The sequence below is a fragment of the Pseudomonas oryzihabitans genome (assembly GCF_014522265.1).
In the GTDB taxonomy this organism is placed as follows: domain Bacteria; phylum Pseudomonadota; class Gammaproteobacteria; order Pseudomonadales; family Pseudomonadaceae; genus Chryseomonas; species Chryseomonas aestiva.
The window spans coordinates 431,696-455,119 of record NZ_CP017024.1 but is presented as its reverse complement, the minus strand read 5'-3'; the positions used below and the strand labels follow the sequence as shown (position 1 = coordinate 455,119).

At 66.3% G+C, this 23,424-nt stretch carries 24 protein-coding genes and 1 pseudogene; 12 read left to right on the top strand and 13 right to left on the bottom strand.

The genetic code is table 11. The annotated features are described in order from the left end of the window. Window positions 1-100 precede the first annotated feature (100 nt). Both BGI51_RS02125 and BGI51_RS02120 read left to right on the top strand, forming a co-directional pair. Window positions 101-484, top strand: a complete 384-nt coding sequence (locus BGI51_RS02125) for a CidA/LrgA family protein (RefSeq protein ID WP_166655938.1) — start codon at window positions 101-103, stop codon at window positions 482-484. After that, a pseudogene (locus BGI51_RS02120) lies at window positions 477-1,165 on the top strand (LrgB family protein). The gene BGI51_RS02125 and the pseudogene BGI51_RS02120 overlap by 8 nt, the downstream one beginning before the upstream one ends. On the opposite strand, the gene BGI51_RS02115 reads toward BGI51_RS02120, so the two are convergent. Continuing rightward, entirely contained in the window at window positions 1,162-1,968 is an 807-nt protein-coding gene (locus BGI51_RS02115; protein WP_187980169.1) for a SirB1 family protein, read from the bottom strand. The pseudogene BGI51_RS02120 and the gene BGI51_RS02115 sit on opposite strands and share 4 nt — an antisense overlap. A 207-nt stretch (window positions 1,969-2,175) precedes the next feature. Here BGI51_RS02115 and BGI51_RS02110 point away from each other — a divergent pair, with 207 nt between their 5' ends. Then, entirely contained in the window at window positions 2,176-2,649 is a 474-nt protein-coding gene (locus BGI51_RS02110) for a phosphate-starvation-inducible protein PsiE (protein WP_187980168.1), read from the top strand. Between the two features lie 79 nt (window positions 2,650-2,728). On the opposite strand, the gene BGI51_RS02105 is transcribed toward BGI51_RS02110, so the two are convergent. Next, window positions 2,729-5,344 carry a DEAD/DEAH box helicase gene (locus BGI51_RS02105; RefSeq protein ID WP_187980167.1) on the bottom strand — a complete coding sequence of 872 codons (2,616 nt, stop codon included), beginning with the start codon at window positions 5,342-5,344 and terminating at the stop codon, window positions 2,729-2,731. A gap of 124 nt (window positions 5,345-5,468) precedes the next feature. Here BGI51_RS02105 and BGI51_RS02100 point away from each other — a divergent pair, with 124 nt between their 5' ends. Next, window positions 5,469-5,639 carry a hypothetical protein gene (locus tag BGI51_RS02100; RefSeq protein WP_166655937.1) on the top strand — a complete coding sequence of 57 codons (171 nt, stop codon included), beginning with the start codon at window positions 5,469-5,471 and terminating at the stop codon, window positions 5,637-5,639. A 98-nt stretch (window positions 5,640-5,737) separates the two neighbouring features. On the opposite strand, the gene pyk is transcribed toward BGI51_RS02100, so the two are convergent. Then, entirely contained in the window at window positions 5,738-7,189 is a 1,452-nt protein-coding gene (gene pyk / locus BGI51_RS02095) for a pyruvate kinase (protein WP_133862537.1), read from the bottom strand. A 196-nt stretch (window positions 7,190-7,385) separates the two neighbouring features. On the opposite strand from pyk, the gene BGI51_RS02090 reads away from it, so the two are divergent. Next, a complete protein-coding gene (locus tag BGI51_RS02090; protein ID WP_133862536.1) occupies window positions 7,386-7,772 on the top strand; it encodes a tetratricopeptide repeat protein in 387 nt (128 codons plus the stop codon). 56 nt (window positions 7,773-7,828) lie between these two features. Next, on the top strand, window positions 7,829-8,191 hold the full coding sequence (locus BGI51_RS02085; protein ID WP_187980166.1) for a PilZ domain-containing protein: 363 nt from the start codon (window positions 7,829-7,831) through the stop codon (window positions 8,189-8,191). Here the strand turns inward: BGI51_RS02085 and BGI51_RS02080 are convergent. From BGI51_RS02080 to BGI51_RS02070, 3 genes are read right to left on the bottom strand one after another with little or no spacing between them, the layout of a single operon-like run. Next, entirely contained in the window at window positions 8,176-8,970 is a 795-nt protein-coding gene (locus BGI51_RS02080; protein WP_187980165.1) for a hypothetical protein, read from the bottom strand. The genes BGI51_RS02085 and BGI51_RS02080 overlap by 16 nt on opposite strands. Next, on the bottom strand, window positions 8,967-9,962 hold the full coding sequence (locus BGI51_RS23740; protein WP_187980164.1) for an AAA family ATPase: 996 nt from the start codon (window positions 9,960-9,962) through the stop codon (window positions 8,967-8,969). The genes BGI51_RS02080 and BGI51_RS23740 overlap by 4 nt, the downstream gene beginning before the upstream one ends. Beyond that, window positions 9,959-11,161: a DUF4350 domain-containing protein gene (locus BGI51_RS02070; RefSeq protein WP_252977188.1), complete on the bottom strand. Its 1,203-nt coding sequence runs from the start codon at window positions 11,159-11,161 to the stop codon at window positions 9,959-9,961. The genes BGI51_RS23740 and BGI51_RS02070 overlap by 4 nt, the downstream gene beginning before the upstream one ends. A 108-nt stretch (window positions 11,162-11,269) precedes the next feature. On the opposite strand from BGI51_RS02070, the gene sbcB reads away from it, so the two are divergent. Continuing rightward, window positions 11,270-12,715 (top strand): exodeoxyribonuclease I, encoded by a 1,446-nt coding sequence (gene sbcB / locus BGI51_RS02065; protein ID WP_187980163.1) that lies wholly within the window; start codon window positions 11,270-11,272, stop codon window positions 12,713-12,715. Window positions 12,716-12,959: 244 nt separating this feature from the next. Here the strand turns inward: sbcB and mvaT are convergent, their stop codons facing one another. Continuing rightward, window positions 12,960-13,343 (bottom strand): histone-like nucleoid-structuring protein MvaT, encoded by a 384-nt coding sequence (mvaT, locus tag BGI51_RS02060; protein WP_187980162.1) that lies wholly within the window; start codon window positions 13,341-13,343, stop codon window positions 12,960-12,962. 300 nt (window positions 13,344-13,643) lie between these two features. Here mvaT and purU point away from each other — a divergent pair, with 300 nt between their 5' ends. Both purU and BGI51_RS02050 read left to right on the top strand, forming a co-directional pair. Continuing rightward, complete coding sequence (gene purU / locus BGI51_RS02055) at window positions 13,644-14,495, top strand: formyltetrahydrofolate deformylase (RefSeq protein WP_133862531.1); 852 nt, start codon at window positions 13,644-13,646, stop codon at window positions 14,493-14,495. Continuing rightward, on the top strand, window positions 14,467-14,718 hold the full coding sequence (locus BGI51_RS02050; RefSeq protein ID WP_187981396.1) for a hypothetical protein: 252 nt from the start codon (window positions 14,467-14,469) through the stop codon (window positions 14,716-14,718). The genes purU and BGI51_RS02050 overlap by 29 nt, the downstream gene beginning before the upstream one ends. On the opposite strand, the gene BGI51_RS02045 is transcribed toward BGI51_RS02050, so the two are convergent. Beyond that, window positions 14,706-14,927, bottom strand: coding sequence for a hypothetical protein (locus tag BGI51_RS02045; protein WP_133862529.1), 222 nt, complete (start codon window positions 14,925-14,927; stop codon window positions 14,706-14,708). The genes BGI51_RS02050 and BGI51_RS02045 overlap by 13 nt on opposite strands. Window positions 14,928-15,045: 118 nt before the next feature. Continuing rightward, window positions 15,046-15,933: a carboxylating nicotinate-nucleotide diphosphorylase gene (gene nadC, locus BGI51_RS02040; RefSeq protein ID WP_187980161.1), complete on the bottom strand. Its 888-nt coding sequence runs from the start codon at window positions 15,931-15,933 to the stop codon at window positions 15,046-15,048. A 245-nt stretch (window positions 15,934-16,178) separates the two neighbouring features. Here nadC and BGI51_RS02035 point away from each other — a divergent pair, with 245 nt between their 5' ends. Further along, complete coding sequence (locus BGI51_RS02035) at window positions 16,179-18,365, top strand: DUF1631 domain-containing protein (RefSeq protein WP_187980160.1); 2,187 nt, start codon at window positions 16,179-16,181, stop codon at window positions 18,363-18,365. Window positions 18,366-18,432: 67 nt separating this feature from the next. On the opposite strand, the gene BGI51_RS02030 is transcribed toward BGI51_RS02035, so the two are convergent. Next, window positions 18,433-19,725 (bottom strand): NAD(P)/FAD-dependent oxidoreductase, encoded by a 1,293-nt coding sequence (locus tag BGI51_RS02030; protein ID WP_187980159.1) that lies wholly within the window; start codon window positions 19,723-19,725, stop codon window positions 18,433-18,435. Window positions 19,726-19,981: 256 nt separating this feature from the next. Further along, window positions 19,982-20,461 carry an MOSC domain-containing protein gene (locus tag BGI51_RS02025; protein WP_187980158.1) on the bottom strand — a complete coding sequence of 160 codons (480 nt, stop codon included), beginning with the start codon at window positions 20,459-20,461 and terminating at the stop codon, window positions 19,982-19,984. An 83-nt stretch (window positions 20,462-20,544) separates the two neighbouring features. On the opposite strand from BGI51_RS02025, the gene BGI51_RS02020 reads away from it, so the two are divergent. Continuing rightward, the gene (locus BGI51_RS02020; protein ID WP_133862524.1) at window positions 20,545-21,021 is read left to right on the top strand and encodes an FAD/FMN-containing dehydrogenase; all 477 of its coding nucleotides are present in this window, start codon (window positions 20,545-20,547) and stop codon (window positions 21,019-21,021) included. Further along, window positions 21,021-21,581, top strand: coding sequence for a 1,6-anhydro-N-acetylmuramyl-L-alanine amidase AmpD (gene ampD, locus BGI51_RS02015; RefSeq protein WP_187980157.1), 561 nt, complete (start codon window positions 21,021-21,023; stop codon window positions 21,579-21,581). The genes BGI51_RS02020 and ampD overlap by 1 nt, the downstream gene beginning before the upstream one ends. Here the strand turns inward: ampD and BGI51_RS02010 are convergent. Further along, window positions 21,578-22,375, bottom strand: a complete 798-nt coding sequence (locus BGI51_RS02010; protein ID WP_187980156.1) for a TatD family hydrolase — start codon at window positions 22,373-22,375, stop codon at window positions 21,578-21,580. The two genes, ampD and BGI51_RS02010, sit on opposite strands and share 4 nt — an antisense overlap. Then, window positions 22,372-23,364: a catabolite repressor/activator gene (gene cra / locus BGI51_RS02005; protein ID WP_133862521.1), complete on the bottom strand. Its 993-nt coding sequence runs from the start codon at window positions 23,362-23,364 to the stop codon at window positions 22,372-22,374. The genes BGI51_RS02010 and cra overlap by 4 nt, the downstream gene beginning before the upstream one ends. Window positions 23,365-23,424: the final 60 nt, after the last annotated feature.

The following is a 23,424-nucleotide window of genomic DNA, read 5'->3' as shown; positions in this document are numbered from 1 at the left end:
CGCAAAGCTGCTTTACCCGTGCCGATCCCGCCGCCTGGCCCGGTTTGCTGTCCTCGTCCCCTCAGCCTCGGTATCCTTGAGCGCCTGATGAAGATTTGAGATGGAGCCCTGGGTGAATAGATATCTGCGCCTGGCTCTGGAGCTGTGCGGATTGGGCGCGCTGTGGGCCGTGGGTACCTGGCTGGCGACCTCTTTCGCCTTGCCGGTACCGGGTGGTGTGGTAGGTCTGGCCATGCTGCTGGTGCTGCTGGCCGCGCGCATCGTCGAACCCGAGTGGTTACAGGGCGGCGTGCGCCTGCTGCTCGGCGAAATGCTGCTGTTCTTCATTCCCGCGCTGCTGAGCCTGCTCGACTACGGCCCGCTGCTACGGCAGGAAGGCGTGCGCATCCTGCTGGCCATCCTGCTCAGCACCGTGCTGACCATGATCGCCACCGCCTGTACCGTGGACTGGATGTTCCGCCGTCGGGGACGTCGCGATGCCTGATCTGCCCGGGCTCTTCTGGCTGTTGCTGACGGTGGCCGGGTACGTGGTGAGCCGCATGCTCTATGCGCGCCTGCGCTGGTATGTGGTCAGTCCGATCATCTTCGTCACGGTGCTGCTCTATGCCGCCACGCTCTGGCAGCAGGTGAGCTATGCCGAATACGCCCACTACAGTCACTGGCTGATCACCCTGCTGGGACCGGCGACGGTGGCCTTCGCCGTGCCGATCTGGCAGCAACGCCGCCTGCTGGCGCGCTACTGGCAGGCGCTGCTGGCCGGCCTCTGCGTGGGCAGTGGCGTGGCCATCGGCAGTTCCTGGCTGCTGGCCCGCCTGCTGCTGCTCGATGACCGGGTGCTGCTGTCCATGCTGCCGCGCTCCATCAGTACCCCCTTCGCCATGCCGATGTCCGCCACCGTGGGGGTGTCCCCGAGTTGACCGCGGCCTTCGTGATGATCACCGGCCTGGGTGGCGCCATCCTCGGCAGCCTGCTGATCAAGCTGCTGCCGCTCAAGTCGGCCCTGGCCCGCGGCGCCCTGTTCGGCATGGGTGCCCATGGCGTGGGGACCAGCAAGGCCTACGAGGTCGGTCTGGAGGAGGGCACCGTGGCCGGCCTGGTCATGGTGCTGGCCGGGCTGAGCAATCTGCTTGGCGCCCAGCTGGTGCTCTGGTTGCTGCGCGGCTAGTGCAGGGTGGCGGAAGGCGCGCCCAGTTGCTCCAGCCGCCGTCGCACCTGCTCGCGTTCGGCGTCGTCTTCGCTGATCAGCAAGGCGTGCTGCAGGTCGTAGCGCTCGGCCTGGGGGCAATCGAGTTGGCGGTACAGGTCGGCGCGCGCCAGGTGATCGATGACCCCGACCGCGCCCAGCTCGATGACCCGCTGGGCATCCTTGAGCGCGGCCAGTGGCTGGTCGCCCTGGCGATGCAGTTCACGCAGATTGCGCGAGAGGCGCTGCATCATCTGCCGCGGACCGAGGGGCGCCAGGTAGCTCGCCTGCAGTTGCGCGGCGGGACCGAACTGATCCACCAGCAACTGACGGCAGTCGTTCATGTACAGGCGGCGTCCGCCAAAGGGTTCGAGCAGGTGATCCGCGCCGGGGACGCGCAGCAGGAAGTGCCCGGGAAAGCCGATGCCCTGCAGGTCGATCTCCAGGCGCCGCGCCAGTTCCAGGGCCACCAGCGCGATCGACAGCGGTTGGCCGCGCCGCCGCGCCAGGACCTCGTCGAGCAGGGCTGCGGTGGGATTCAGGGGCCACTCGGCGGCGCGAAAGCCGGCATCGCACAATTGCCGTAACAAGGCCTGGGCACGCTCGGATTGACTGGCATCGCCATCCAGGGTGGCGACCAGGCGCAGCGCCAGATCGTCCAGCGAGTGCAGCAGAGCCGGCGGATCGACCTGGTCATGGTGCTCGGCCGCGATCCACAGGGCAGCTTCCAGCAGCCGGGGATCGGGCCGGTCCAGGCAGGCGAGGCAGGATAGACGCGCTTCCACAGTAGACTCCAGAGCCCTTGCGGGCTTTTCCTCAGGTTTTAGCCTGCCAGCGGCGGGCCGTCCAGTCTGCGACAGTTGCGCACTGGTCGGCGGTCCGGCTTCTCGCTATAAGAGCGGCTGGTGCCAGAGCAACCTTGAGAACGGGAATTTCAACATGGACGAGTCTGCAGGTGGGTGTATTCGGACACGGCAGTGGGGTGGCAGGCCATGAAATGGGCAGACAGCGGTCGCAAGCGCATGCACGACGGGGCGAACTCCCTCGGCAACCTTTTGGTGGAAGGCTTCCACTACTTCGGCCTGTTCGCCATTGGCGCGGCCACGGCCTGGGCCTCGGTGATGGCCTTCATGGAGATGTTCAACAAGGGCCAGGCGAGCATCGATGACATCCTGCTGCTCTTCATCTATCTGGAGCTGGGTGCCATGGTCGGCATCTACTTCAAGACCAACCACCTGCCCATCCGCTTTCTGCTCTACATCGCCATCACTGCCCTGACCCGCTACCTGATCGGTGATGTCTCTCATCATCGGCCGCCGGATGTCGGGCTGCTGTATCTCTGCGGCGGCATCTTTCTGCTGTCGCTGTCGGTGCTGGCGGTCCGCGTCGCCTCGAACAGATTCCCTTCCAGCAAGGCGCTGGATGCGACGGGCGATGCGGTGGGTGAAGGCGTGGGCGACAAGTAGCGCCGCGTGGGCCTTCCCGGTCTGCTCCTGACGCCGCCGGTTGCCCCGCGGCGTCAGGCTAGGCCACCTGCCTGGTTCACTAGCGGTCCAGTGGTGCCAGCAGCTGGGTCAGGTCGCTTTCGGTCAGGCGCCAGTCGCCACTGTTCTCGCTGAGGATACCGGCGCTCAGACGGGCCTTTTCCTGCTGCAGCTGCTGGATACGTTCTTCCAGCGTACCGCGGGCGATCAGCTTGTAGACGAACACCGGACGATCCTGACCGATGCGGTAGGCGCGGTCGCTGGCCTGCTGCTCGGCAGCCGGATTCCACCAGGGATCGAAGTGGATCACCGTGTCCGCCGCCGTCAGGTTGAGACCGCTGCCGCCGGCCTTGAGACTGAGCAGGAACACCGGCACCTCGCCACTCTGGAAGCGCTGCACCGGGGTGCGCCGATCCCGGGTTTCGCCGGTCAGGGTGACGTACTCGATGCCGCGCTGGTCGAGGTCGGCGGCGATCAGATCGAGCATGCTGGTGAACTGGGAGAACACCAGGACCCGACTGCCGCCGGGGAGCAGGGCGTCGAGGCGCTCGTTCAGTGCTGCCAGTTTCGCCGAGGGCTTGGCCACGCTGGCGTCTTCGTGGGGTACCAGGCGCAGATCGCAGCAGACCTGGCGCAGCCGCAGCAGGGCATCGAGGATCAGCAACTGGCTGCGACCGATGCCCTGACGGGCGATCTCGGCGCGAACGCGTTCGTCCAGCAGCAGCCGCAGGTCTTCGTAGCGCTCGCGCTGCGCCGTGCTGAGCTCGACCAGCTGGACGATCTCGGTCTTGGGTGGCAACTCGCTGGCGACCCGCTGCTTGGTGCGGCGCAGCATGAAGGGCCGCACCCGCGCCTTGAGCGCCGCCAGGCGCTGCGCGTTGCCTTCGCGCTCCACCGGAATGCGATAGGCCTGCTTGAAGCCTTTCTCGTCGCCCAGCCAGCCGGGCATCAAAAAGTGGAATTGCGACCAGAGTTCGCCCAGGTGGTTTTCCAGCGGCGTGCCGGTCAGGCAGAGACGATGGCGGGCACGCAGGTGGCGTGCGGCCTGGGCGGCCTTGGTGGCGGCATTCTTGATCGACTGGGCCTCGTCCAGCACCTGCAGGTGGAAATCGTAGTTGGCCAGGCGCTCGGCATCGCGGGGCAGCAGGGCATAGGTGGTGAGCACCACATCGTGCTCCGGAATCCGCTCGAAGCGACTGCTGCGGGCGCTGCCCTGCAGGGTCAGCACGCGCAGTCCGGGTGCGAAGCGGGCGATCTCGTCCTGCCAGTTGGGGATCAGGCTGGTCGGCATGACGATCAATGCCGGTGCGGTCAGGCGCCCGGCGGCCTGTTCGACGAGGATGTGCGCCAGGGTCTGCAGCGTCTTGCCCAGGCCCATGTCGTCGGCCAGGATGCCGCCCACTTCCAGTTCGCGCAGCGCCTGCAGCCAGGCCACGCCGTCGCGCTGATAGGGGCGCAGTTCGGCGTGCAGGGTGTCCGGCAGGACGACGGGCTCGGCCGCGTAGCTGCGCAGCCGCTCGGCGAAGCTGCGCAGGCGTTCACCGCCTTCCCATTCCAGCGGCAGGCGCTCGTCCAGCTCGGCCAGGCGCGCGGCGTCCAGGCGCGGCAGGCGCAGGGCACGGTCCTGGGTGAGGCGGTCGGTCGCATAGAGCTCGCCGAGGATCTGCAGGATCGGCTTGAGCCGACCCAGGGGCACGGCGACCCGTTGTACCCGGCCCTGCGGGCCGGCGAGGCGCGGAGGATCGATGCGCAACAACACGGGTTCGTCGTCGGCGCGCTTGGCCAGCATCGCCGGCTCGTACTGGGAGGGTTCGCGGCGCAGGGCGTCGATCAGCAGCGGAATCAGGCTGACGCGGCGCTGGCCCAGGCGGATACCCAGCTCGACATCGAACTGGCCGTTCGCGGCGGTCGGATCCTGCACCTCTTCGAGGTGACCGTACCAGCCTTCCACCGGTGTCAGGTCGAAGGTGAATTCGGGATGGGCCTCGATCTTCCAGCCGGCTTCGCGCAGACCGGGGATGACCTGCTGCACGAATCTGAGCCAGGCGGGGTCGTCCGGCAATTCGAACATCTCGCCACTGTCGTCGGGCAGCGCGGCGCTGCGCCGGGTGGCCAGGCGCAGGCCGTGATCGAGCAGCGTCTGCCGCCAGCGTTGTTCGGCCGGCAACTGGCGTGCGGGATAGGCGGCGTCCGGGGTACGCGGCGGGGTGCCGAACAGTCGCCGCGGGCCATAGGCAAAGGCCAGGGCGGCGCGATGGCGCACCGTGGGTCGCATCTTGCCGATGTGCCGGTCGTAATCGATCTGGGTATGGCTACCGAGGGTCAGGACCGGTTGCGGCAGCTCCGGATTGGCAACCGGCGTGGCCGGCAAGTCGGCCTCGCTGCGTTGCAGCCGTTCGAGCTCGATGAGGGCGGCGGCGGCATGCTTGCAGTTGCGGCCGACCGGGCAGGTGCAGCGGGCGTCGACCCGCCAGGCGGTCTCGCCCGCGCGCAGGCTGATCGCCTGCCGATAGGCCGGTCCGGCCGGGCTGCTGCACTCGGCATAGAGCTGGCCCCTGGCCGCCGAGCGCAGCTGCACCAGGCCGTCGAGTGCCAGGCGCCGACCGCGCTCGTAGTTGCGCTCCGTGAAGGCGCCTTTCCAGTCCTGCCACTTGAGCCGTTCGAAACGTAACGCCATCGTTCACCCAGGCTGTTCGCACCAAACCGGCTATTCTGCCACAGTCCGGCAGACGCTCGTCGGACTCCCTTGATCTATGTGAGAATGAGAATATAGTGCATTAAGAGACCGGGGGAGCGAAACGATGCGTGAATCACCGTTGGCCAACGTTGCGCTGCTCGATGCCACGCGCCTGGCGGCCCGCCGTGAGGGGCGCTTGCGCTCGCTGCAGCGTGGCATCCTCATCGTCTGTAGCCTGGGCGTGCTGGGTGCGGCGGCCTTGCACCTGGCCTACCTCGCCTTCAAGGGTCTCTAGCGCTGCCCTGTAGGTGCCACCCGCGCCCAAGAAAAAGCCCCGAGCAGTCGCCTGTTCGGGGCTTTTCGTCAGCACCGGTCAAGGACCGGCGGCAGGGATCAGACCAGCAGGTCGCCCACGCGGTACATCTTCATGGTGTTGGTGCCGTCACGCTTGGTGTAGCTGTCGCCCTTGGTGAGGATGACCCAGTCACCGTGCTCGACGATGCCGCGCTTGAGCAGCTCGTCCACCGCCGCCTGGCTCACCTTGTTCGCCGGCATGGTGGTCGGGTCGAAGGGAATGGTGTGCACGTTGCGGAACAGCGCGGTGCGGGCCTGGGTGGCGCGGCTGGAGGCGAAGGAGAAGATCGGCACCGAGGAGCGCAGGCGCGACATGATCAGCGGGGTGTAGCCGGTGTCGGTCAGGCTGATGATCGCCTTCACGCCCGGGAAGTGGTTGGCCACGTAGATGGAGGCCAGGGCGATACTCTCGTCCCACCGGGTGAAGGTATGGCCCAGGCGGTGGCTGGACAGCTTGCTGGTGGGCTGCTTCTCGGCACCGACGCAGACGCGCGCCATGGCCTTGACCGCTTCCACCGGGTACTGGCCGGCGGCGCTCTCGGCGGAGAGCATCACCGCGTCGGTGTTGTCCAGCACGGCGTTGGCCACGTCGGAGACTTCCGCACGGGTCGGCATCGGGCTGCTGATCATCGACTCCATCATCTGGGTCGCGGTGATCACCGCCTTGTTGAGGCGCCGGGCGTGGGAAATGATGCGCTTCTGGATGCCCACCAGTTCGGCGTCGCCGATTTCCACGCCCAGATCGCCCCGGGCCACCATCACGGCGTCACTGGCATGGATCAGGCCGTCCAGGGCTTCGTCGTCGGCCACGGCTTCGGCGCGCTCGATCTTGGCTACCAGCCAGGACTTGCCACCGGCGGCTTCCATCAGGCGACGGGCTTCGTGCATGTCTTCGGCATCACGCGGGAAGGACACGGCCAGGTAGTCGACCTCCATGGATGCGGCCAGCTTGATGTCGTCCCGGTCCTTGTCGGTCAGCGCAGGGGCGGTGAGACCGCCGCCACGGCGGTTGATGCCCTTGTGATCGGACAGCGGGCCGCCGATCAGGGTGGTGCAATGCAATTCGGTGGCGGTCATGCCTTCCACGCGCAGGACCACGCGGCCATCGTCCAGCAGCAGTTCGTCACCCACGCGGCAGTCGGTGACCAGGCCCGGGTAGTCGATGCCGACCACTTCTTCGGTGCCTTCGGTGCGGGGATGGGCGATGGACAGGCGGAAGGGATCGCCGACCTTGAGTTCGATGCGCTTGTTGACGAACTTGGCGATGCGGATCTTCGGACCCTGGAGGTCGCCGAGCAGGGCGACATGGCGACCGTGCTTGGCGGCGAGATCCCGTACCAGCTGACCACGGGCCCGGTGCTCGTCGGGCGTTCCATGCGAGAAGTTCAGGCGGGCGACGTCGATGCCGGCGATGATGAGCTGCTCGAGGACTTCCGGAGAATTGCTGGCCGGGCCGAGGGTGGCGACGATCTTGGTACGGCGATAAATCATGCAGTCTTTCCTTTAGCGGATTGCAACCATGAGTCGGCGCCTCAGCGCCGAGTCGACGTAGAACACGAAGCGCACCTCATTGTAGCGCTGTCGCGTGGCCAGCACATGACGGCTTTTCGCAGCTCCGTCACACCAATGGTCGTTTGCCCTCAAGAAGCGCGCCCCGGCGCCGATCTAGCGAACAGGAGGACTTTCCATGCGCCCTTATCTCTGCCTGTTCCTGCTGTTCGGCCTGACCGGTTGCACCAGCGTTTCGATGAATTCCTATCTCGACGCCGCCTACAAGTCCTATGCTGAAGGCGACTGCACCAATGCCCTGCTGCAGATCTCCCAGGCCGAGCGCAAGGGTCGCGCCCGCCCCTGGCTGCAGCCGGAATTCTCCATGCTGCGTGGCCAGTGTCTCGAGCAGCAGCAGCTGTACGCCGACGCTGCTCAGACCTATCGTTTCATCCAGGTCCGGTTTCCGGCCAGCGAATACGCCTTTCGGGCCCAGGCCCGACTGGACACCCTGCGCCAATTGGGGCTAGATGGCGGAACGGCCGTTGCGACGCCCCAACCGGTGCGAAAACTACCGCAGCGCTGAGCTTTCCAGGACGTTGTCGGTAAAGTGGCTTTACCGTGTGCAGGATGAATCGCACCATGACTCAGAATCGTCGTATCGAGCGCCACCAACTGCCCTACTATCTAAAGGTGTTCAACCGCTTCACCGACAAGCCCATGGGCTACATCGGCAACATCTCCCGCGAGGGGTTGCTGATGATCAGCCAGCTGCCCATGCTGGTGAATGCGCGTTTCGAACTCCGGCTGAAGATCCCCGGGCAGGACGGCCAGTTGCACTTCGTCGACTTCGATGCCCGTTGCCAGTGGAGCCACGAAGACGTGACCCCGGGCAATTACGATTCCGGCTTCAGCGTCGCCGAACCGCCAGCGGAATTCGCCGAGCTGATCGACGTGCTGCAGCACTATTTCACCTTCGGCCGTCTTTCTCAGTCGGCGATCTGATCCGGGTCGCCGGCATTCCATAGCTGCAACAGGCGGGTCTGCAGATCCGCCGTCGCGCTGGCAGGCAGCCAGTGGATTCCCCTTCTCTCCAGGCGCGCGGCCAGACGCTCGCCCTGAAGCCTGGTCTGCCAGGCCTCGGCATAGCGGCAGGCGTCGCGCCAGGTACGGATGTCGTCGGGCTCTGCCAGCTCCTCCAGCGCGGTATCGACCAGCCAGAGCTGCAGGCCGCGTCGGCCCAGATCCAGACGACCGAGCCAGGCCACCCTGGCTTCATCCAGTGGCGCCAGAACCACCAGGACACTGCCGGGTCGCGCCTGGCTGCAAAGCCGCGCCAGCGCCGCCTTGAAATCAGCCGTCGCGCCTGGGACCGACCGAGGAAGGACATCAGGCTTCAGGGGGCGAGCGGGTGTGGCCGCCGCCAGCAGGCGCAGCTCGGGATCGAGGCCGTAGAGCCGCAGCTCATTGCCACTGGCCGCCAGCGCCTGCCAGAAGCCCTGCACCTGTTCGCGGCTTCCGCGTCCGTCGGTCTTTACCAGTCCCGGGCTGGCGATCAGCAGTTGCACAGGCGTGTTCGCCCGCAGGCGTGCCCTGGCTGGCTGCGCGATGAGCGGATTCGCCCGGATCTTTCGCCAGTGCCGGCGCTCCAGCAGGGCCAGCCCCAGGAGCAGCGATGCCCCTGCGGCCGGCAGGGCCTGCCAGCGCAGAGGCGCCAGCCAGCCCAGGATCAGGCTGAGCAGGGCCAGGGCGCCCAGCGCCAGGGGCAGCCAGCGCTGGATCATGGGCGCGGTGCCGGACACTGTCCCAACAGCTTGAGGATCTGGCCATCCAGGCTGTCGCCCTCGAATTCGCGCTCTGGGGTCAGCCGCAGGCGTGGACGCAGCACGGCGGGCAGCAGGGTGCGCACATCCTCGGGCGTCACGCTGTCGCCACCCCGCAGAAAAGCCTGTGCCTGGGCCAGACGCAGCAAGGCCTGCCCGGCGCGCGGCCCGGCGCCCTGCTCGAAGGCCGGCCACTCCCGGGTGAGGCGGATCAGGCGCACGGCATGCTCGAGGACCGGCTCCGCGACCGGCAGGCCGGCCACCAGTCGCTGCAGGGCTGGCAGATCCCGCGCCTGCAGCAGCGGGCGCAGGGTCGCCGCTTCCAGGGGATCGCCGTGACCCTGCTGGACAGCCTGGCGCAGGGCGGCGAGCTCCTGGCCTTCTGCCGGCCACTCCAGTCGCAGGTGCGCCAGGAAGCGATCCCGTAGCGCCAGCGGCAGATCGCTGTTCGAGGAGCGGGTAGCGATCACCATGAAGGGCGCTGGCAGGGGCACCGGGCGGCCGCCCAGACTCAGCTGGCGACCCTGCAGGGCGTCGTCCAGCAGATTGAGGATCGCTGGCGGAGCCCGCTGCAGCTCTTCGAGCAGGACCAGGGAGTTGAACAGGGGCCCCCGACGCAGACGGGCACTGTCGCTGCCGGCGTCCGTGACGATTTCGCCGGCCACCTCGGCAGGGGTCAGGGCCGGATGGCACTGCAGCCGGGCGAAGCCGGCGTCCAGGCTGGCGGCCAGGGCGCGAACCAGCAGCGTCTTGCCGGAGCCGGTCGGACCTTCCAATAGCAGGTGACCGCCGGCCAGCAGGGTGGCGAGCAGACCGTCCACGGCGGCCTCCTGCTGCGGCAGCACCTTGAGCAGCGCCTGTCGCAGGGCCTGCAGTCGGGCCAGGGCGCGGGCCTTGACGCCGCTTTCGCCGGGGTCCGCCGGGGTGGCGTCAGGAGCAGAGCTGTCGGTCATCGGAAGTCCTCGGAAACGGGGGCGCGCACGGCCAGGCGCAACAGGCGCAGCTGGGCGATGCGGCGGGTGAAGTCGCGGGTGGAGAGGCGCGCCGGGCTGGGCCGCATCGCCTCGCCCACCACACGGGTGCTCAGGCCGCTCAGGCGCGCCAGATATTGCCAGCGCTCGGCCACAGTCTGATCGGTGAGTTCGGGGCGACGGCGGCGCACCTCGCGCTGGATATCGCGCTGCAGGGTGGCGATCAGTTCGGGCCAGCGTCTGGCGTCACGCCGGGGCGCCGGATGGTCCTGGCGGCGTCTCAGCCAGAGACCCGCCGCCAGCGTCAGGAGGAGCAGGGCCAGGCCATAGCGTTGCAAGGCGTCCAGCCACAGGGGGAGCGGTGGCGCCGGGGCGATCAGGGTCACCGGCGCGCCCTGGGTGAGGTACCACAGCAGCCAGGCATTGTCGTACTGGGCGAGGTGGGCGTTGCTCCAAAGCGCGGTGTCCGACAGCAGCGTCACGCTGCCGTCGCCCCAGGGCAGCATCAGCATATGGGTGGCGCTGGCGCTGCTGGCCCAGGCCACCGCCTGATCACCGACATCGAACAGATGGCGGCTGTCGTCGAAGCTGAGGTAGGCGGGGGCGTCGTCCTCGGCGAGATAGAGCTGGGTCAGGTTGGGCCAGAGCGGCAGCGCCATGATGGGTGGGGCGGCACCCCCCAGCTCGCGGGTCGGCATGGGTCGAACGCCCAGGGTCGCGCTGAGCGCCAGAGTGCTGTCATCGGCGACGGCCACCAGATGGCCGCCCGCCTCGACCCAGTCCAGCAGCGTCTGCGCCTGAGTCTCCGCCAGGGGCGGATTGCCGGCCAGCCAGAACCTGACGTCCCCGGCCGGCAGCTCGGCGAGTTGTTCGGCTTGGCCGTGCCGCACCCGACTGCCAAAGTGCTGCAGGTAAGCCGCCGCCAGCGCCTGGGGATCGGTGCTGCGGGTGGTCGCGCCGAGTTGGTTGGCGGTCTGCCGCGCCGTCCGGCTGTCGAGTCCCTGATGGGTCAGGCGCAGGCTGGCCGGACCACTGTCGGACTGCGGCGGCAGGGGGCAGGACAGCGGCTCCTGCTGCGCGAGGCAGGCCAGGGACAGGGTCAGCGCCCAGACGGCGGCGCCCAGGCGTACGCCGATACCTCGGCACCTGAAGCGAAGGGAGAGCCGATCGACTGAACGCATGGGCAGAGAGAATACGCGGTAGACAGGCGCCAGAGCCTAGCGGGTGCGGGCGTTCGGGAGCAAGGCGCACGACGATGCTAGACTGCGCCGATTCTAGGGGAGGGCAGTGTGACGCAAAGTATCTTCTGGTACGACTTCGAGACCACGGGGATCGATCCACGGCGGGATCGACCGCTGCAGGTGGCCGGGGTGCGTACCGATCTGGAGCTCAACGAAATCGAGGCGCCGCTCAACCTGCATTGCCAACTGAGCGAGGATGTCCTGCCCCATCCCGCGGCCTGCCTGGTCACCGGTATCCTGCCGGCCACCCTGCAGCGGCTGGGGCTGCGCGAGCGCGACTTCGTCCAGCGCCTCCACGAGGAGTTGCGGCGTCCCAACACCTGCGCGGTCGGCTACAACAACCTGAGATTCGACGACGAAATGGTACGGCACAGCCTGTACCGCAACTTCCACGATCCCTATGCCCGCGAATGGCAGCAGGGCAACAGTCGCTGGGATGTGCTCGGCCTGATCCGGGCGCTCTATGCCTTCCGCCCGGAGAGTCTGAGCTGGCCGCAGGACGCTGAGCGCGTTTCCCTACGCCTGGACCGTCTGACTGTCGCCAACGGCATCGAACACGCTCAGGCCCATGACGCCCTGGCGGATGTCCGCGCGACCCTGGCCCTGGCGCGGCTGGTCAAGCAGCGGCAACCAAGGCTCTATGACTATCTCTGGACGCAGCGCCAGAAGAAGGCGGCGCTGGCGCGCATCCGTCTGCTCGAACCCCTGTTGCACGTTTCCGGCCGCTTCAGCGCCGAGCGACATTTCCTCGCACCCGTGCTGCCGCTGGCCTGGCATCCGGTCAATCGCAACGCGCTGATCGTCTGCGATCTCGGCCTGGCGCCGGAGCCGCTGCTGGAACTGGATGTCGAGACCCTGCGCGAACGCCTCTATACCCGGCGGGAGGCGCTGGCCGAGGGTGACCTCCCGGTGCCGCTGAAGCTGGTACAGATCAACAGGTGTCCGATTCTGGCGCCCTTCAGCGTCTTGCGCCCTGCGGACACGGAGCGGCTGCAATTCGATCAGGCCGCCGTCTGGCGCCGCGCCCGCCAATTGCTCGACCAGCGTGCGACCTGGCAACCCAAGGTGCAGGCGCTCTATGCCGAGGCCTCCGGTTTTGCCACCCGGGAACAGGATGCCGAAGAGAGACTGTACGACGGTTTCATTGCCGCCGAAGAACGGCAACTCTGCGAACAGGTTCAGCAGTGTCCGGCAGAGCAACTTGGCAGCCGGTCCTGGCCTTTTCAGGACGAGCGACATCCGGAGCTGTTCTTTCGCTATCGTGCGCGCAACTTTCCCGAGTTGCTGACCGCGGAAGAGGGGGCGCGCTGGCGACAATTCTGCCGGCAGCGCCTGCTGGGTGAAGAAGGTCAAGGCCATATGACCTGCACCCAGTTCATTACCCTGGCCGAACAACTGCAGCCTGAGGTGGCCAGCGAGCGGGTACCGATTCTCGAGGCCTGGTCCGCCCATGTTCGGGCGTTGATGCAGCGGTTGGATAATCCTGTTGCCTGAAGTCGCGAACAACAAAGGTCGTTAGAGACGTCTGCTAACAGAAAAGACGTGCACAGCCAAAGGTGCCGTGGCCAAGGACCGCAGCTTCAGCTGAGAAAGATGTTGCTTGGACAATATGAAAGACGCGGTGAACGGTCGTGTCAGCGGAGTATTGAAGCTGGCAGTCGGTGTTTGGGGATTGGCTGGTTGCGCAACCCTTTGCCGTGCAGGCAAAAAAAACGCCGGCTGGCCGGCGTTTTTCTGATCAATCCAGCAGGGTTACCCAGGACTCGACGTCATCCGAACCCCACTTGGCTTTCCACTCTTTCAGCGTCTTGTGATTGCCACCCTTGGTTTCAATCACTTCGCCATTGTGCGGATTCTTGTATTGCTTAACTTTACGGGCGCGCTTGGGCGTACTGCCATTGCTGGCCTTGGGCGTACGGGTCTGGCGAGCGGGCTTGGCTTCGGTATCGAGAATGCCGATGATGTCACGCAGGGATTTCTGATACTCACCCATCAGCGCGCGGAGTTTCTTTTCGAATTCCAGCTCACGCTGCAGTTTGTCATCCTCTTGCAGCGACTTCAGGCGCTCCTGCAATTCCTTGATGGCTTCTTCGGTCTGGCGATATTCGTTGATGAGCGACATAAACGGCCTTTGTTCTGAGTGATGCAGAGATGAAATTCTGCATCGATCATAGATTGGCTATTGGAATAAGTAAACTGTCCGCATGACAGCCCGATAATTAAGGCGGCGTCCGTCGCAACAATGATGTTGGTAAAAGGCGCGCAACTTTCAGCAGGTCGGCAGTGGAACTTGTCGGTCCTTACTTGTCCTTTGCAAAGTCTTTACCCTCGCCGTACAGGCGCGCGCCTTGGCACCTTGCGCCGCTCGACGCTGCAGGCGACTGCGCCTAGAATGCAGCCCCTTTTCGTTCGAGGTTGTGCTATGCAAACGTTTCGTCTGGTGATCGCCTGTCCGGACGGGGTAGGTATCGTGGCCAAGGTCAGCAACTTCCTGGCGACCTATAACGGCTGGATTACCGAAGCGAGTCATCACTCGGATACGGAGAGTGGCTGGTTCTTCATGCGCCATGAGATCCGCGCGGATTCACTGCCCTTCGATCTGGCCGGCTTCAGTCAGGCCTTCGCGCCCATCGCGCGGGAATTCTCCATGCAGTGGCGGATCACCGATTCGGCCCAGCGCAAGCGCGTGGTGCTCATGGCCAGTCGCGAATCCCACTGCCTGGCCGACCTGCTGCACCGCTGGCACAGCGGCGAGCTGGACTGCGAGATCCCCTGCGTCATCTCCAACCACGACACCCTGCGCAGCATGGTCGAGTGGCACGGCATTCCCTTCTTCCACGTGCCGGTCGATCCCGCCAACAAGCAGCCGGCTTTCGACGAGGTATCGCGGCTGATCGATCTGCACCAGGCCGATACCGTGGTCCTGGCGCGCTACATGCAAATCCTGCCGCCGGATCTCTGCGCGCGCTATGCCCACCAGGTGATCAACATCCACCACAGCTTCCTGCCGTCCTTCGTCGGCGCCAAGCCCTATCACCAGGCGTCGCTGCGCGGCGTCAAGCTGATCGGCGCCACCTGCCACTACGTGACCGAAGAGCTGGATGCCGGTCCGATCATCGAGCAGGACGTGGAGCGCGTCAGCCACCGGGACAATGTCGAGGACATGGTGCGGCTGGGCAAGGACGTCGAGAAGATGGTGCTGTCTCGCGGTCTGAGATACCACTTGCAAGAGCGGGTCATGGTCCATGGCAACAAGACCGTCATCTTCGACTGACAGCGACTCCCCGGCGGCTGCTCCCGGTACCGCGGAGCAGCCACCCCGTCTGGGCGAAGGTTGCCTGGCTCGCTACGACCTGCAGGCGATGACTCTCGACGGCGGCGCCGACTTCACTGCCGCCGCGGCGCTCTGGCGGCAACTGCAGGCACGGCAAGGCGACGAAGACGGCGTGGCGGACGCTCCGGACAGCGCGGCTGAAGACTCGCCTCAGGTGTCCTGAGTGATGGACTCGTCGCTGGCTTTGGCCTTGAGATCGGCGATCTTGCGCACTTCCGAGGCGAACACCTCGTCCTGCACGGTCGGCCGTTTCTTCCAGGGCTTGCGGTCGGGTTTGGGTTGCGCGGCGTAGGTGACGATTTCGCCACCGTAGACATCCTGATAGCGCTGGGCCTGGCGTTCCAGTTCAGCGCGAAGTTGATCTTTGGTCACGGGTTCGATCTTGTTCGAGTGTCGCGAGAGGCGAGCGGTCGTCAGGACCGCTCGAAGCCGGTGCGCAAGAGGCGCGGCTGCGGAGTCTAGCCGCCGCGCGGCACTTTGCCTATCCCGCTCAGTTCAGGATGCGCATGGACAGGTCGACGGCCTTGACGTCCTTGGTCAGGGTGCCGATGGAGATGTAGTCGACACCGGTCTGGGCGATGCCGAGCAGGGTGTCCTGGTTGACGCCGCCCGAGGCTTCCAGCTTGGCCCGGCCCGCGGTCAGGGCCACCGCCGTGCGCATGTCGGCCAGACTCAGCTCGTCCAGCATGACGATGTCCGCGCCGGCGCTCAGGGCCTGTTCCAGCTCCTGCAGATTCTCCACCTCGACTTCCACCGGACGCCCCGGCGCCAGTTGCCGGGCGGCGGCCACGGCCTGGGCGATGCCGCCGCAGGCGGTGATGTGGTTTTCCTTGATCAGGAAGGCGTCGAACAGCCCGATTCTATGGTTGTAGCAGCCGCCGCAGGTGACCGCGTATTTCTGGGCACGGCGCAGGCCGGGCAGAGTCTTGCGGGTATCCAGCAGCCTTACGGCGGTATCCTGCACCAGGTCGGCATAGTGGCGGCAGCGGGTGGCGGTGCCGGACAGCAGTTGCAGGAAATTCAGCGCGCTGCGCTCGCCGGTGAGCAGGGCGCGCGCGGGACCCGCGAGTTCGAACAGCACCTGGTCCGCTGCGACCCGCTCGCCATCGGTCACCTGCCAGCGGACTTCCACTGCGGGATCCAACACCCGGAACACCTCGTCGACCCAGGCCGTGCCTGACACCACCGCGGCTTCGCGGGTGATGATCCGCGCCCGGGCGTGCTGATGAGCGGGGATCAGACCGGCCGTGAGGTCGCCACTGCCGACGTCTTCGCGCAGTGCGGCGGCGACATTGTCAGTGATGACCTGGGCGAGATCGGCAGGGTAGCGCTGGACATGAAAAGACTCCGAGAAGGGCTGCGGGAGGCGAGCGGGCAACTTTAGGGGAGGTTGACGATCTGAGATAGACAACGTCGAATTATTTGAAGGGCAGGTGCTGACTGACAGGTGCCTTGTGAACCCTGTCATGTACTGTGCAGATGTCGATTGGTCGATGCCTTGGCAAAGCAAATAATGGCACATCGACAACGTTTCACCTCGCGGCCAGGGCGGCCAACGTTGTTCAATGCTCCTGTAGTGGAACGCGATTCAGCCGAACGCAAGAACGGTTGTGGGAGGCGGTGGTGCAGAACGACGTAAACGTAGTTCATTTCAAGGCGCTCGGGGAATCTTCTTCCCGATTGCCCGCAGTGCTTTTACCGGTCAGGGATCGCGCCGCTCAGCGACTCAATGCGTCCTTGCAGCAGCTGTTCGACAACGCCGACGATGCGCTGTTTGAGATGGCCGATCGGGCCGGCAGCAACCAGGAACAAAGTCTCTACTTCGAAGCGATGCGCGATCTGCGCCTCCGACGCAAGAGCATCGAGCGCAGCTTTCTCCAGCAGTATTTCGAGCGCTTCGCGGCGCTGAACAACCTGGTTGGCAGCAAGCCGGAAATGCGCCTGGACAGTGTCTCCTACGAAGACCTCAGTCTGGTGCAGAACGATGCGCTGGAAGAGAGCGTCGCCGTGGACACCATGGTGGCCAAGGCCCTCAGCAACAACGCCATGGCCATCAGCCACCTGACCATCAGGTTCAATACCCAGCTGTCGAGCAAGCTGGACGACTCGACTCATCCGCTGGGGCCGCGCCGCCTGTGCGAGGCCTTCGTCGAAGCCTGTCGTGATCTCGACACCGACATCAAGGTCAAGCTGATCATCTACAAGCTGTTCGAGCGCTTCGTGCTCAACGGGCTGGGTCAGCTGTATGCGGAATCCAATCGCCAACTGGTCGAGGCGGGCGTACTGCCCCAGCTCAAGGCCATTCCCCAGCAGGTGCCGAGCCGCTCGGCCAAGGGCTACAGCGGACGCACCCCGGCCCACGTCAACAGCGAAGACGACGGTCAGGAACTCTTCGGCACCCTGCAGGGCCTGCTGGCTCAGCTGCGGACGCCGACCAGTGCGGCCCTGGGTGGCGCCATGACCGCAGATGAAGGCGCCGCGACCGGTGATGGCCAGGTCATCACCAGCTATGACCTCATGCGTCTGCTGTCCCACCTGCAGCAGCAGATCTCCAGTCAGTCCCTGGATGGCTACGACCTCAAGGCGCAACTGGGTGTGGCCCTGGGCCGCATCAGCGAGCGCTCGGGTCGAAAGCGCGTGGTGGGGCAGGTCGACGAAGACGTCATCAACCTGGTGGCGATGCTGTTCGAATTCATTCTCGACGACCTCACCCTGCCGGATTCGCTCAAGGCACTGATCGCTCGCCTGCAGATTCCCATGCTGAAGGTCGCGGTCCTCGACAAGACCTTTTTCAGCCGTGGCAGCCATCCGGCCCGGCGACTGCTCAACGAGATCGCCGCCGCTTCCCTGGGCTGGGGCGAGCAGAGCGACCTGCAGCGCGACGGCCTGTACCAGAAGATCGAGCAGATCGTGCAGCGCCTGCTGTCCGACTTCGTCGACGATCCGGAGATCTTCGCCGAGCTGCTGGCCGACTTCATGGCCTATGTCAGCGACGAGCAGCGGCGCAGTGAGCTGCTCGAACAGCGCACCCGTGATGCCGAGGAAGGCCGGGCGCGCGCCGAGATCGCTCGCTTGCAGGTCGAGCACGTGCTCAGCCAGCGCCTGCAGGAGCACCCGTTGCCCGCTGCCGTGCAACGTGTCCTGCGCGAGGCCTGGAGCCAGGTGCTGCTGTTGACCTGCCTGAAGCAGGGCTATGATTCCAGCGAATGGCGCGCAGCCCTCAAGACCATGGATGATCTGATCTGGAGCATCCAGCCGCACCACGACGTCGCATCGCGCCAGCGCCTGCTGGAAATGGTGCCCGGCCTGCTCAAGGCACTGCGGGAAGGCCTGGCCAGCGCGGCCTTCGATCCCTTTTCCACCTCCGAATTCTTCACCGAGCTCGAGTCCCTGCACGTCCAGACCTTTCAGCAGACCCGTCCCGAACTGGCGGATGCGGCGGCGGATACGGCGGTCGTGGTGCCGGCGTCGGTGCCTGTCGACGAGCCCTTCGAGCTGCCGCGCGCGGCTGAGCGGATCACCGGACTGACCAGCGACTCCCTGGAGTGGGTGGATGTCCTCTCGGTAGGCGCCTGGTTGGAAATCCAGGATGTCGAGCAGAAGCTGCGCTGCAAGCTGGCCGCGGTCATCCGCCCCATGGGCCGCCTGGTGTTCGTCAATCGGACCGGCATGAAGGTGCTGGACCGGACCCGCGAGGAACTGGCGCTGGATTACCAGGAGGGTCGGGTACGGCTGCTGGACGATGCCCTGCTGTTCGACCGGGCCATGACTTCGGTGATCGGCAATCTGCGCGGTCAGTCGCTGTCCTGAGTGCTTTGCGCAAGGCATAAAAAAAGCCGTCCCTGAGGACGGCTTTTTTCATGCCCAGACCAGGGGCCTAGTGCAGCTTCAGGCGCGGCTCGGTCTTGCGTCTCAGGTGATCGCCGGCAAACAGCGCCAGGGCACGCAGCGGGCCATAGAGGGCGACTTGGTGCATCCGGTAGAGCGACACATAGAAAGTCCGCGCCAGCCAGCCTTCCAGGGTCAGGCTGCCGAGGGCGCCGCCCATGAGATTGCCCACCGCGCTGAAGCGCGACAGCGAGATCAGCGAGCCGTAGTCCTTGTAGACATAGTCGGGCAGCGGCTTGCCTTCCAGGCGCGCCTTGAAAGTCTTGACCAGCAGCGAGGCCTGCTGGTGGGCGGACTGGGCGCGCGGTGGCACGGTACGGGTGTCGCCGGGGGTCAGGGGGCAGGCCGCGCAGTCGCCGAGGGCGAAGACGTTCGGGTCGCGGGTGGTCTGCAGCGTCGAGTTGACCACCAGCTGGTTGATGCGATTGGTCTCGAGGCCCGCCAGGTCCTTGAGAAAGGCCGGGGCGCGGATACCGGCGGCCCAGACCTTGAGACTGGCCGGAACGAATTCGCCTGCGGTCTGCAGGCCGTCGGCGCGGACTTCCTTGACCGCCGAACCGGTCAGCACCCGTACGCCGAGTTTCTCCAGGGTGCGGTGCGCCTGGCCGGCGATCCGCTCGGGCAGCGCCGGCAGGATGCGTGGACCGGCCTCGACGAGGGTGATGCGCAGGTCTTCGGGACGGATGCGGTCCATGCCGTAGGCTTGCAACTCTTCGGCGGCGTTGCGCAATTCGGCCGCCAATTCCACGCCGGTAGCACCGGCGCCGACAATGGCCACCTCGATGTATTCACCCGGCTGCTCGCTGACGTGGGCGCGCAGGTAGTGGGTCAGCAGCTTGCGGTGGAAGCGTTCGGCCTGGGCTCGGGTGTCGAGGAAGATGCAGTTTTCCGCAGCGCCTGGCGTACCGAAGTCGTTGGTGGTACTGCCGATGGCCAGCACCAGGGAGTCGTAGCCGATCTCCCGTTCCGGAACCAGGACGGCGCCGTCGTCCTCGATCGCGGCCAGCTGCACCTTGCGGCGCTCGCGATCCAGGCCGGTCATGCGTCCGAACTGGAATTCGAAGTGGTTCCACTTGGCCTGGGCGACATAGCTGAGTTCGTCCTCGGTGGAATTGAGCGAGCCGGCGGCCACCTCGTGCAGTAGCGGTTTCCACAGGTGGGTGGCGTTGGCGTCGATCAGCACGATCTGCGCCTGGTCGCGCTTGCCGAGGCTGCGTCCCAGGCGGGTAGCCAGTTCCAGGCCGCCGGCGCCGCCGCCGACGATAACGATGCGATGGGTCATGGAGAGCACTCATGGAGAAGGAAAGCGGGGCCGGACCGGGCGCGTCGCCGCAAGCGGGCGCAGTCCCGGGTCGGTAGATATCTGGGGGTCGTCGCAACGCGCGATAGTCGCGCCATCTAGCAGAGAAGATGGGCGAAAAGTCGTGACTTTCAAGGGAGGCGGCGTGCATCTGCTCTGGCAAGGATGTCTGCGGCGACGAGAGGTAGCGCTAGTTTAACCGGGCTGACCCGGCCATTCGACCCTGGAGAAACTGGGGTCAATCCAGGACCTCCACCCGATCGCCCAGGCGGATGATGCCGCTTTCCAGCACCCGGGTCGTGAGGCCGCCATGGCCGCGCACGGCCTGGAAGGTCCCCGGGCCCAGGCGTTCTTCCAGGCGCGCGCAGGGCTGGCACCAGCCCGTGGTCTCCAGGATCGCCTGGCCGATGCGAAAGCGCCGGTTCTTCAGGCTGAACAGATTGATCCCGGCGATGGCCAGATTGCGGCGCAGATCGGCGGGTGCGACCGTCTTGCCGATCAGCGCGGCCACCACCGGCAGGTGTTCCCACTGGATGAGGGTGACCTGGCGCTGGTTGCGCGGGGTAGGGCGGGCGTGATCGCCGGTCAGGCCCGCGTCACGCCGGGCTTCCACGGCCTCGATCTCGACCATGGGCGCGCGGGAGGCGGGTCGCACGCCGATCCAGCGCACCTCGCCGGACTGGGGGACCTGGGCGAGCAGTTCTTTGAGCGGGATCATGGGGCTCCTCGACGCGATGGTGGTGCCAATTCGAGCGGTAGGGCAGGATAGCGGCCTCGATAGACCTTTCAAGAGAGGATGCCATGCGCGCTGGAGTTCTGGCGTTGTTGCTGTCGTGTCTGCTGCTGCCCCTGACCGCCCTGGCGCTCGAACCCGGCGAGCGGGTGGCGCCCTTCACCCTGCTCGATCAGCGTGACCAGCCCTATACCTTCGACGACCAGCTGCAGGTCCTGCTGGTGGCGCGCAGCATGAGCGGCTCCGGCCTGGTCAAGGAAGCCATGCGCGAGCAGCCGGCGAACTATATCGACGGCAGCCGGGTGGCCTACATCGCCGATATCAGCAGCATGCCGGCGGCCATCACGCGGATGTTCGCCGTACCGGCCATGCGCAAGTACGGCTACCGAATCCTGCTCGATCGCGAATCGCGGATCGTGCCGCGCTTTCCGGGCGCTGCCGACAAGGTGCTCTGGGTGACCCTCGATCATGGCCGCTTCGTCAGCCAGCGCGAATTCAGCGACGCCACCGCGCTGCGCGACGCGCTCAAGGCCAAGGCCCGCTGATGGAGCGGGCGTTCGTCGAGGGCTGGTATCGCGAGGCGCGCCGCTGTCCTTCGCCCAACCACAACGAACGCCCGGCGGGGACGGTGGTGTCCCTGCTGGTGATCCACAACATCAGTCTGCCGCCCGGGCAATTCGGCACCGGCTGCGTCCAGGCGTTCTTCCAGAATTGCCTGGATCATTCGGCCCATCCCTTCTTCACGGAGATCGCCGAACTGAAGGTGGCGGCGCACTTTCTCATCGAGCGCGACGGGGCGGCGACCCAGTTCGTCTCCTGCGAGCAGCGCGCCTGGCATGCCGGTATCTCCTGCTTCGACGGGCGCGAGAACTGCAACGACTTCTCCCTGGGCATCGAACTGGAAGGCACGGACGACCTGGCCTACACCGACGCCCAGTATCTTGCCCTGGGGCGGCTGACGCGGGCGCTGCAGCGCGCCTATCCGGCGATCAGCGCCGAGCGCATCCAGGGCCACAGCGCTATCGCCCCGGGGCGCAAGACCGATCCGGGACCGGCGTTCGACTGGCTGCGTCTGCACGCCGAGCTGCAGGACGGCGACGTCTAGGCCAGCCGGTCCGCGTCCCAGCCGAGCACCGCGCAGGCATTACGCGTAGTGGTCGCCGCGAGCGTCTCGGCCGAAACCTGCCACAGCGGCGCCAGGGCGGCGCAGATGGCCGGCAGATGGGTAGGGCTGTTGCGCACGTCCGGATGCATGGCGGGTGGCATGTCGGGCGCATCGGTCTCCAGCACGATGCCCTCCAGCGGCAACTGTGGCAGTACCCGCTGCAGTCTCTTCGCCTGCGGCCAGGTGGGCGCGCCGCCCAGGCCGATCTTGAAGCCCAGGCGCAGGTATTCGCGAGCTTCTTCATAGCTGCCGGAAAAGGCGTGGGCGATGCCGGCTCGGGGTGGCTTGAGACGCTTCAGGATCCTGACCACATCGGCATGGGCGCGGCGCACGTGCAGCAGCACCGGCAAGTCCAGCTCCATGGCCAGGCGCACCTGCTGTTCGAAGAACCAGGCCTGGCGCGTCTTGTCCGGCGTCTCGATGAAATAGTCCAGACCGATCTCGCCCAGGGCGCAGAGGCGGGGATCGCTCCGGCGTTCCAGGCAAAAGGTCCGGAGCGCCTCGATATCGGCCTCCTGATGGCGCTGCAGGTACAGCGGATGCAGGCCGGGCGCCGCATGGAGGCCGGCGTTATCCGTGGCAACCCGCCAGAGTTGCGGCCACTGGCTGCGCTCGACGCCGATCAGCACCTGGCGGATCACCCCGAGTCGCGCGCATTCGGCCAGCAGGCCCGGTCGCGCGGCGTCGAAGTCCGGATAGTCCAGATGGTTGTGGGTATCGATCAGCAGGCTCATGGCAGACGGCGTTTGAGCACCCTCGGGATGGCCTGCACACCGGGCAGGTAGTGATCGTTTTCCAGGGCGTCCAGCATCAGCTCCAGGGCGCGCTCGGTGATGACCTCGTGCTGCTGGGAGATGGCGTTGACCTTGAACGGCAGGTAGTCCAGCAACTGGGTATCGCCGAAGGTGGCCAGGCGCAGGGTGTCGCCTGCGGCCAGTGGATGATCGCGCAGCACATCCAGCACGCCTTGCAGCAGGACGTAGGAGGTGGTCAGCAGCGCCTCGGGCCAGTGGCCGAGTTCTTCGATCATGGCCAGCGCCTGGGCGCGACCGCCTTCCCGGCTGTAGTGGGGTGCATGCCGCTCCCAGTGGCGCGCCGGGTGGTCGGCGAGGGCCGCGGCGAAGCCGGCGGCGCGGGCGCGGCTGATGGCCAGGTCGGGACGGGCGCCGATCAGCGCGATGCTGTGGGTGTTCGGTGTCAGCAGCGTGGCCGCCAGTTGCCGGCCGGCGGTGTGGTCGTCGCTGACCACCGAGCAGAATTGCGCCGGATCGAGCTGGCGATCGATGGCGATGATCGGGATGTTGTGTTCCTGCAGCTGGCGGTACGGGGCGTCGTCCTCGGCGAGGCTGCTGGCGGTGAACAGGCCGTCGCAGCGGCGCGCGCGAAACAGCGCGATCAGCTGACGTTCGCTGTCGGGATTGTCGTCGGTGCAGGCGATCAGCAGCTGATAGCCGCGCGCCCGTGCCCGGCGTTCCAGCTGCTTGGCCAGGCGCGCATAGCTGGGGTTCTCCAGGTCGGGCAGCAGGAAGCCCAGGGTGTGGGTGGCACCACGGCGCAGGCCGGCGGCGCGCTGGTCGGGCTGGTAGCCGTGGGCTTCGACCACGGCCATGACCCGCGCCACGGTCGCCGCACTGATGCGTCTTTGCGCCGCCTTGCCGTTGATGACGTAGCTGGCGGTGGTGAGGGATACGCCGGCCAATTGGGCGATGTCGCTGAGTTTCACGCCTGTTCCTCATGGGACCTGAATGGCCTGGCGCTGTACGGCGCTGGCGAGACGGTCTTT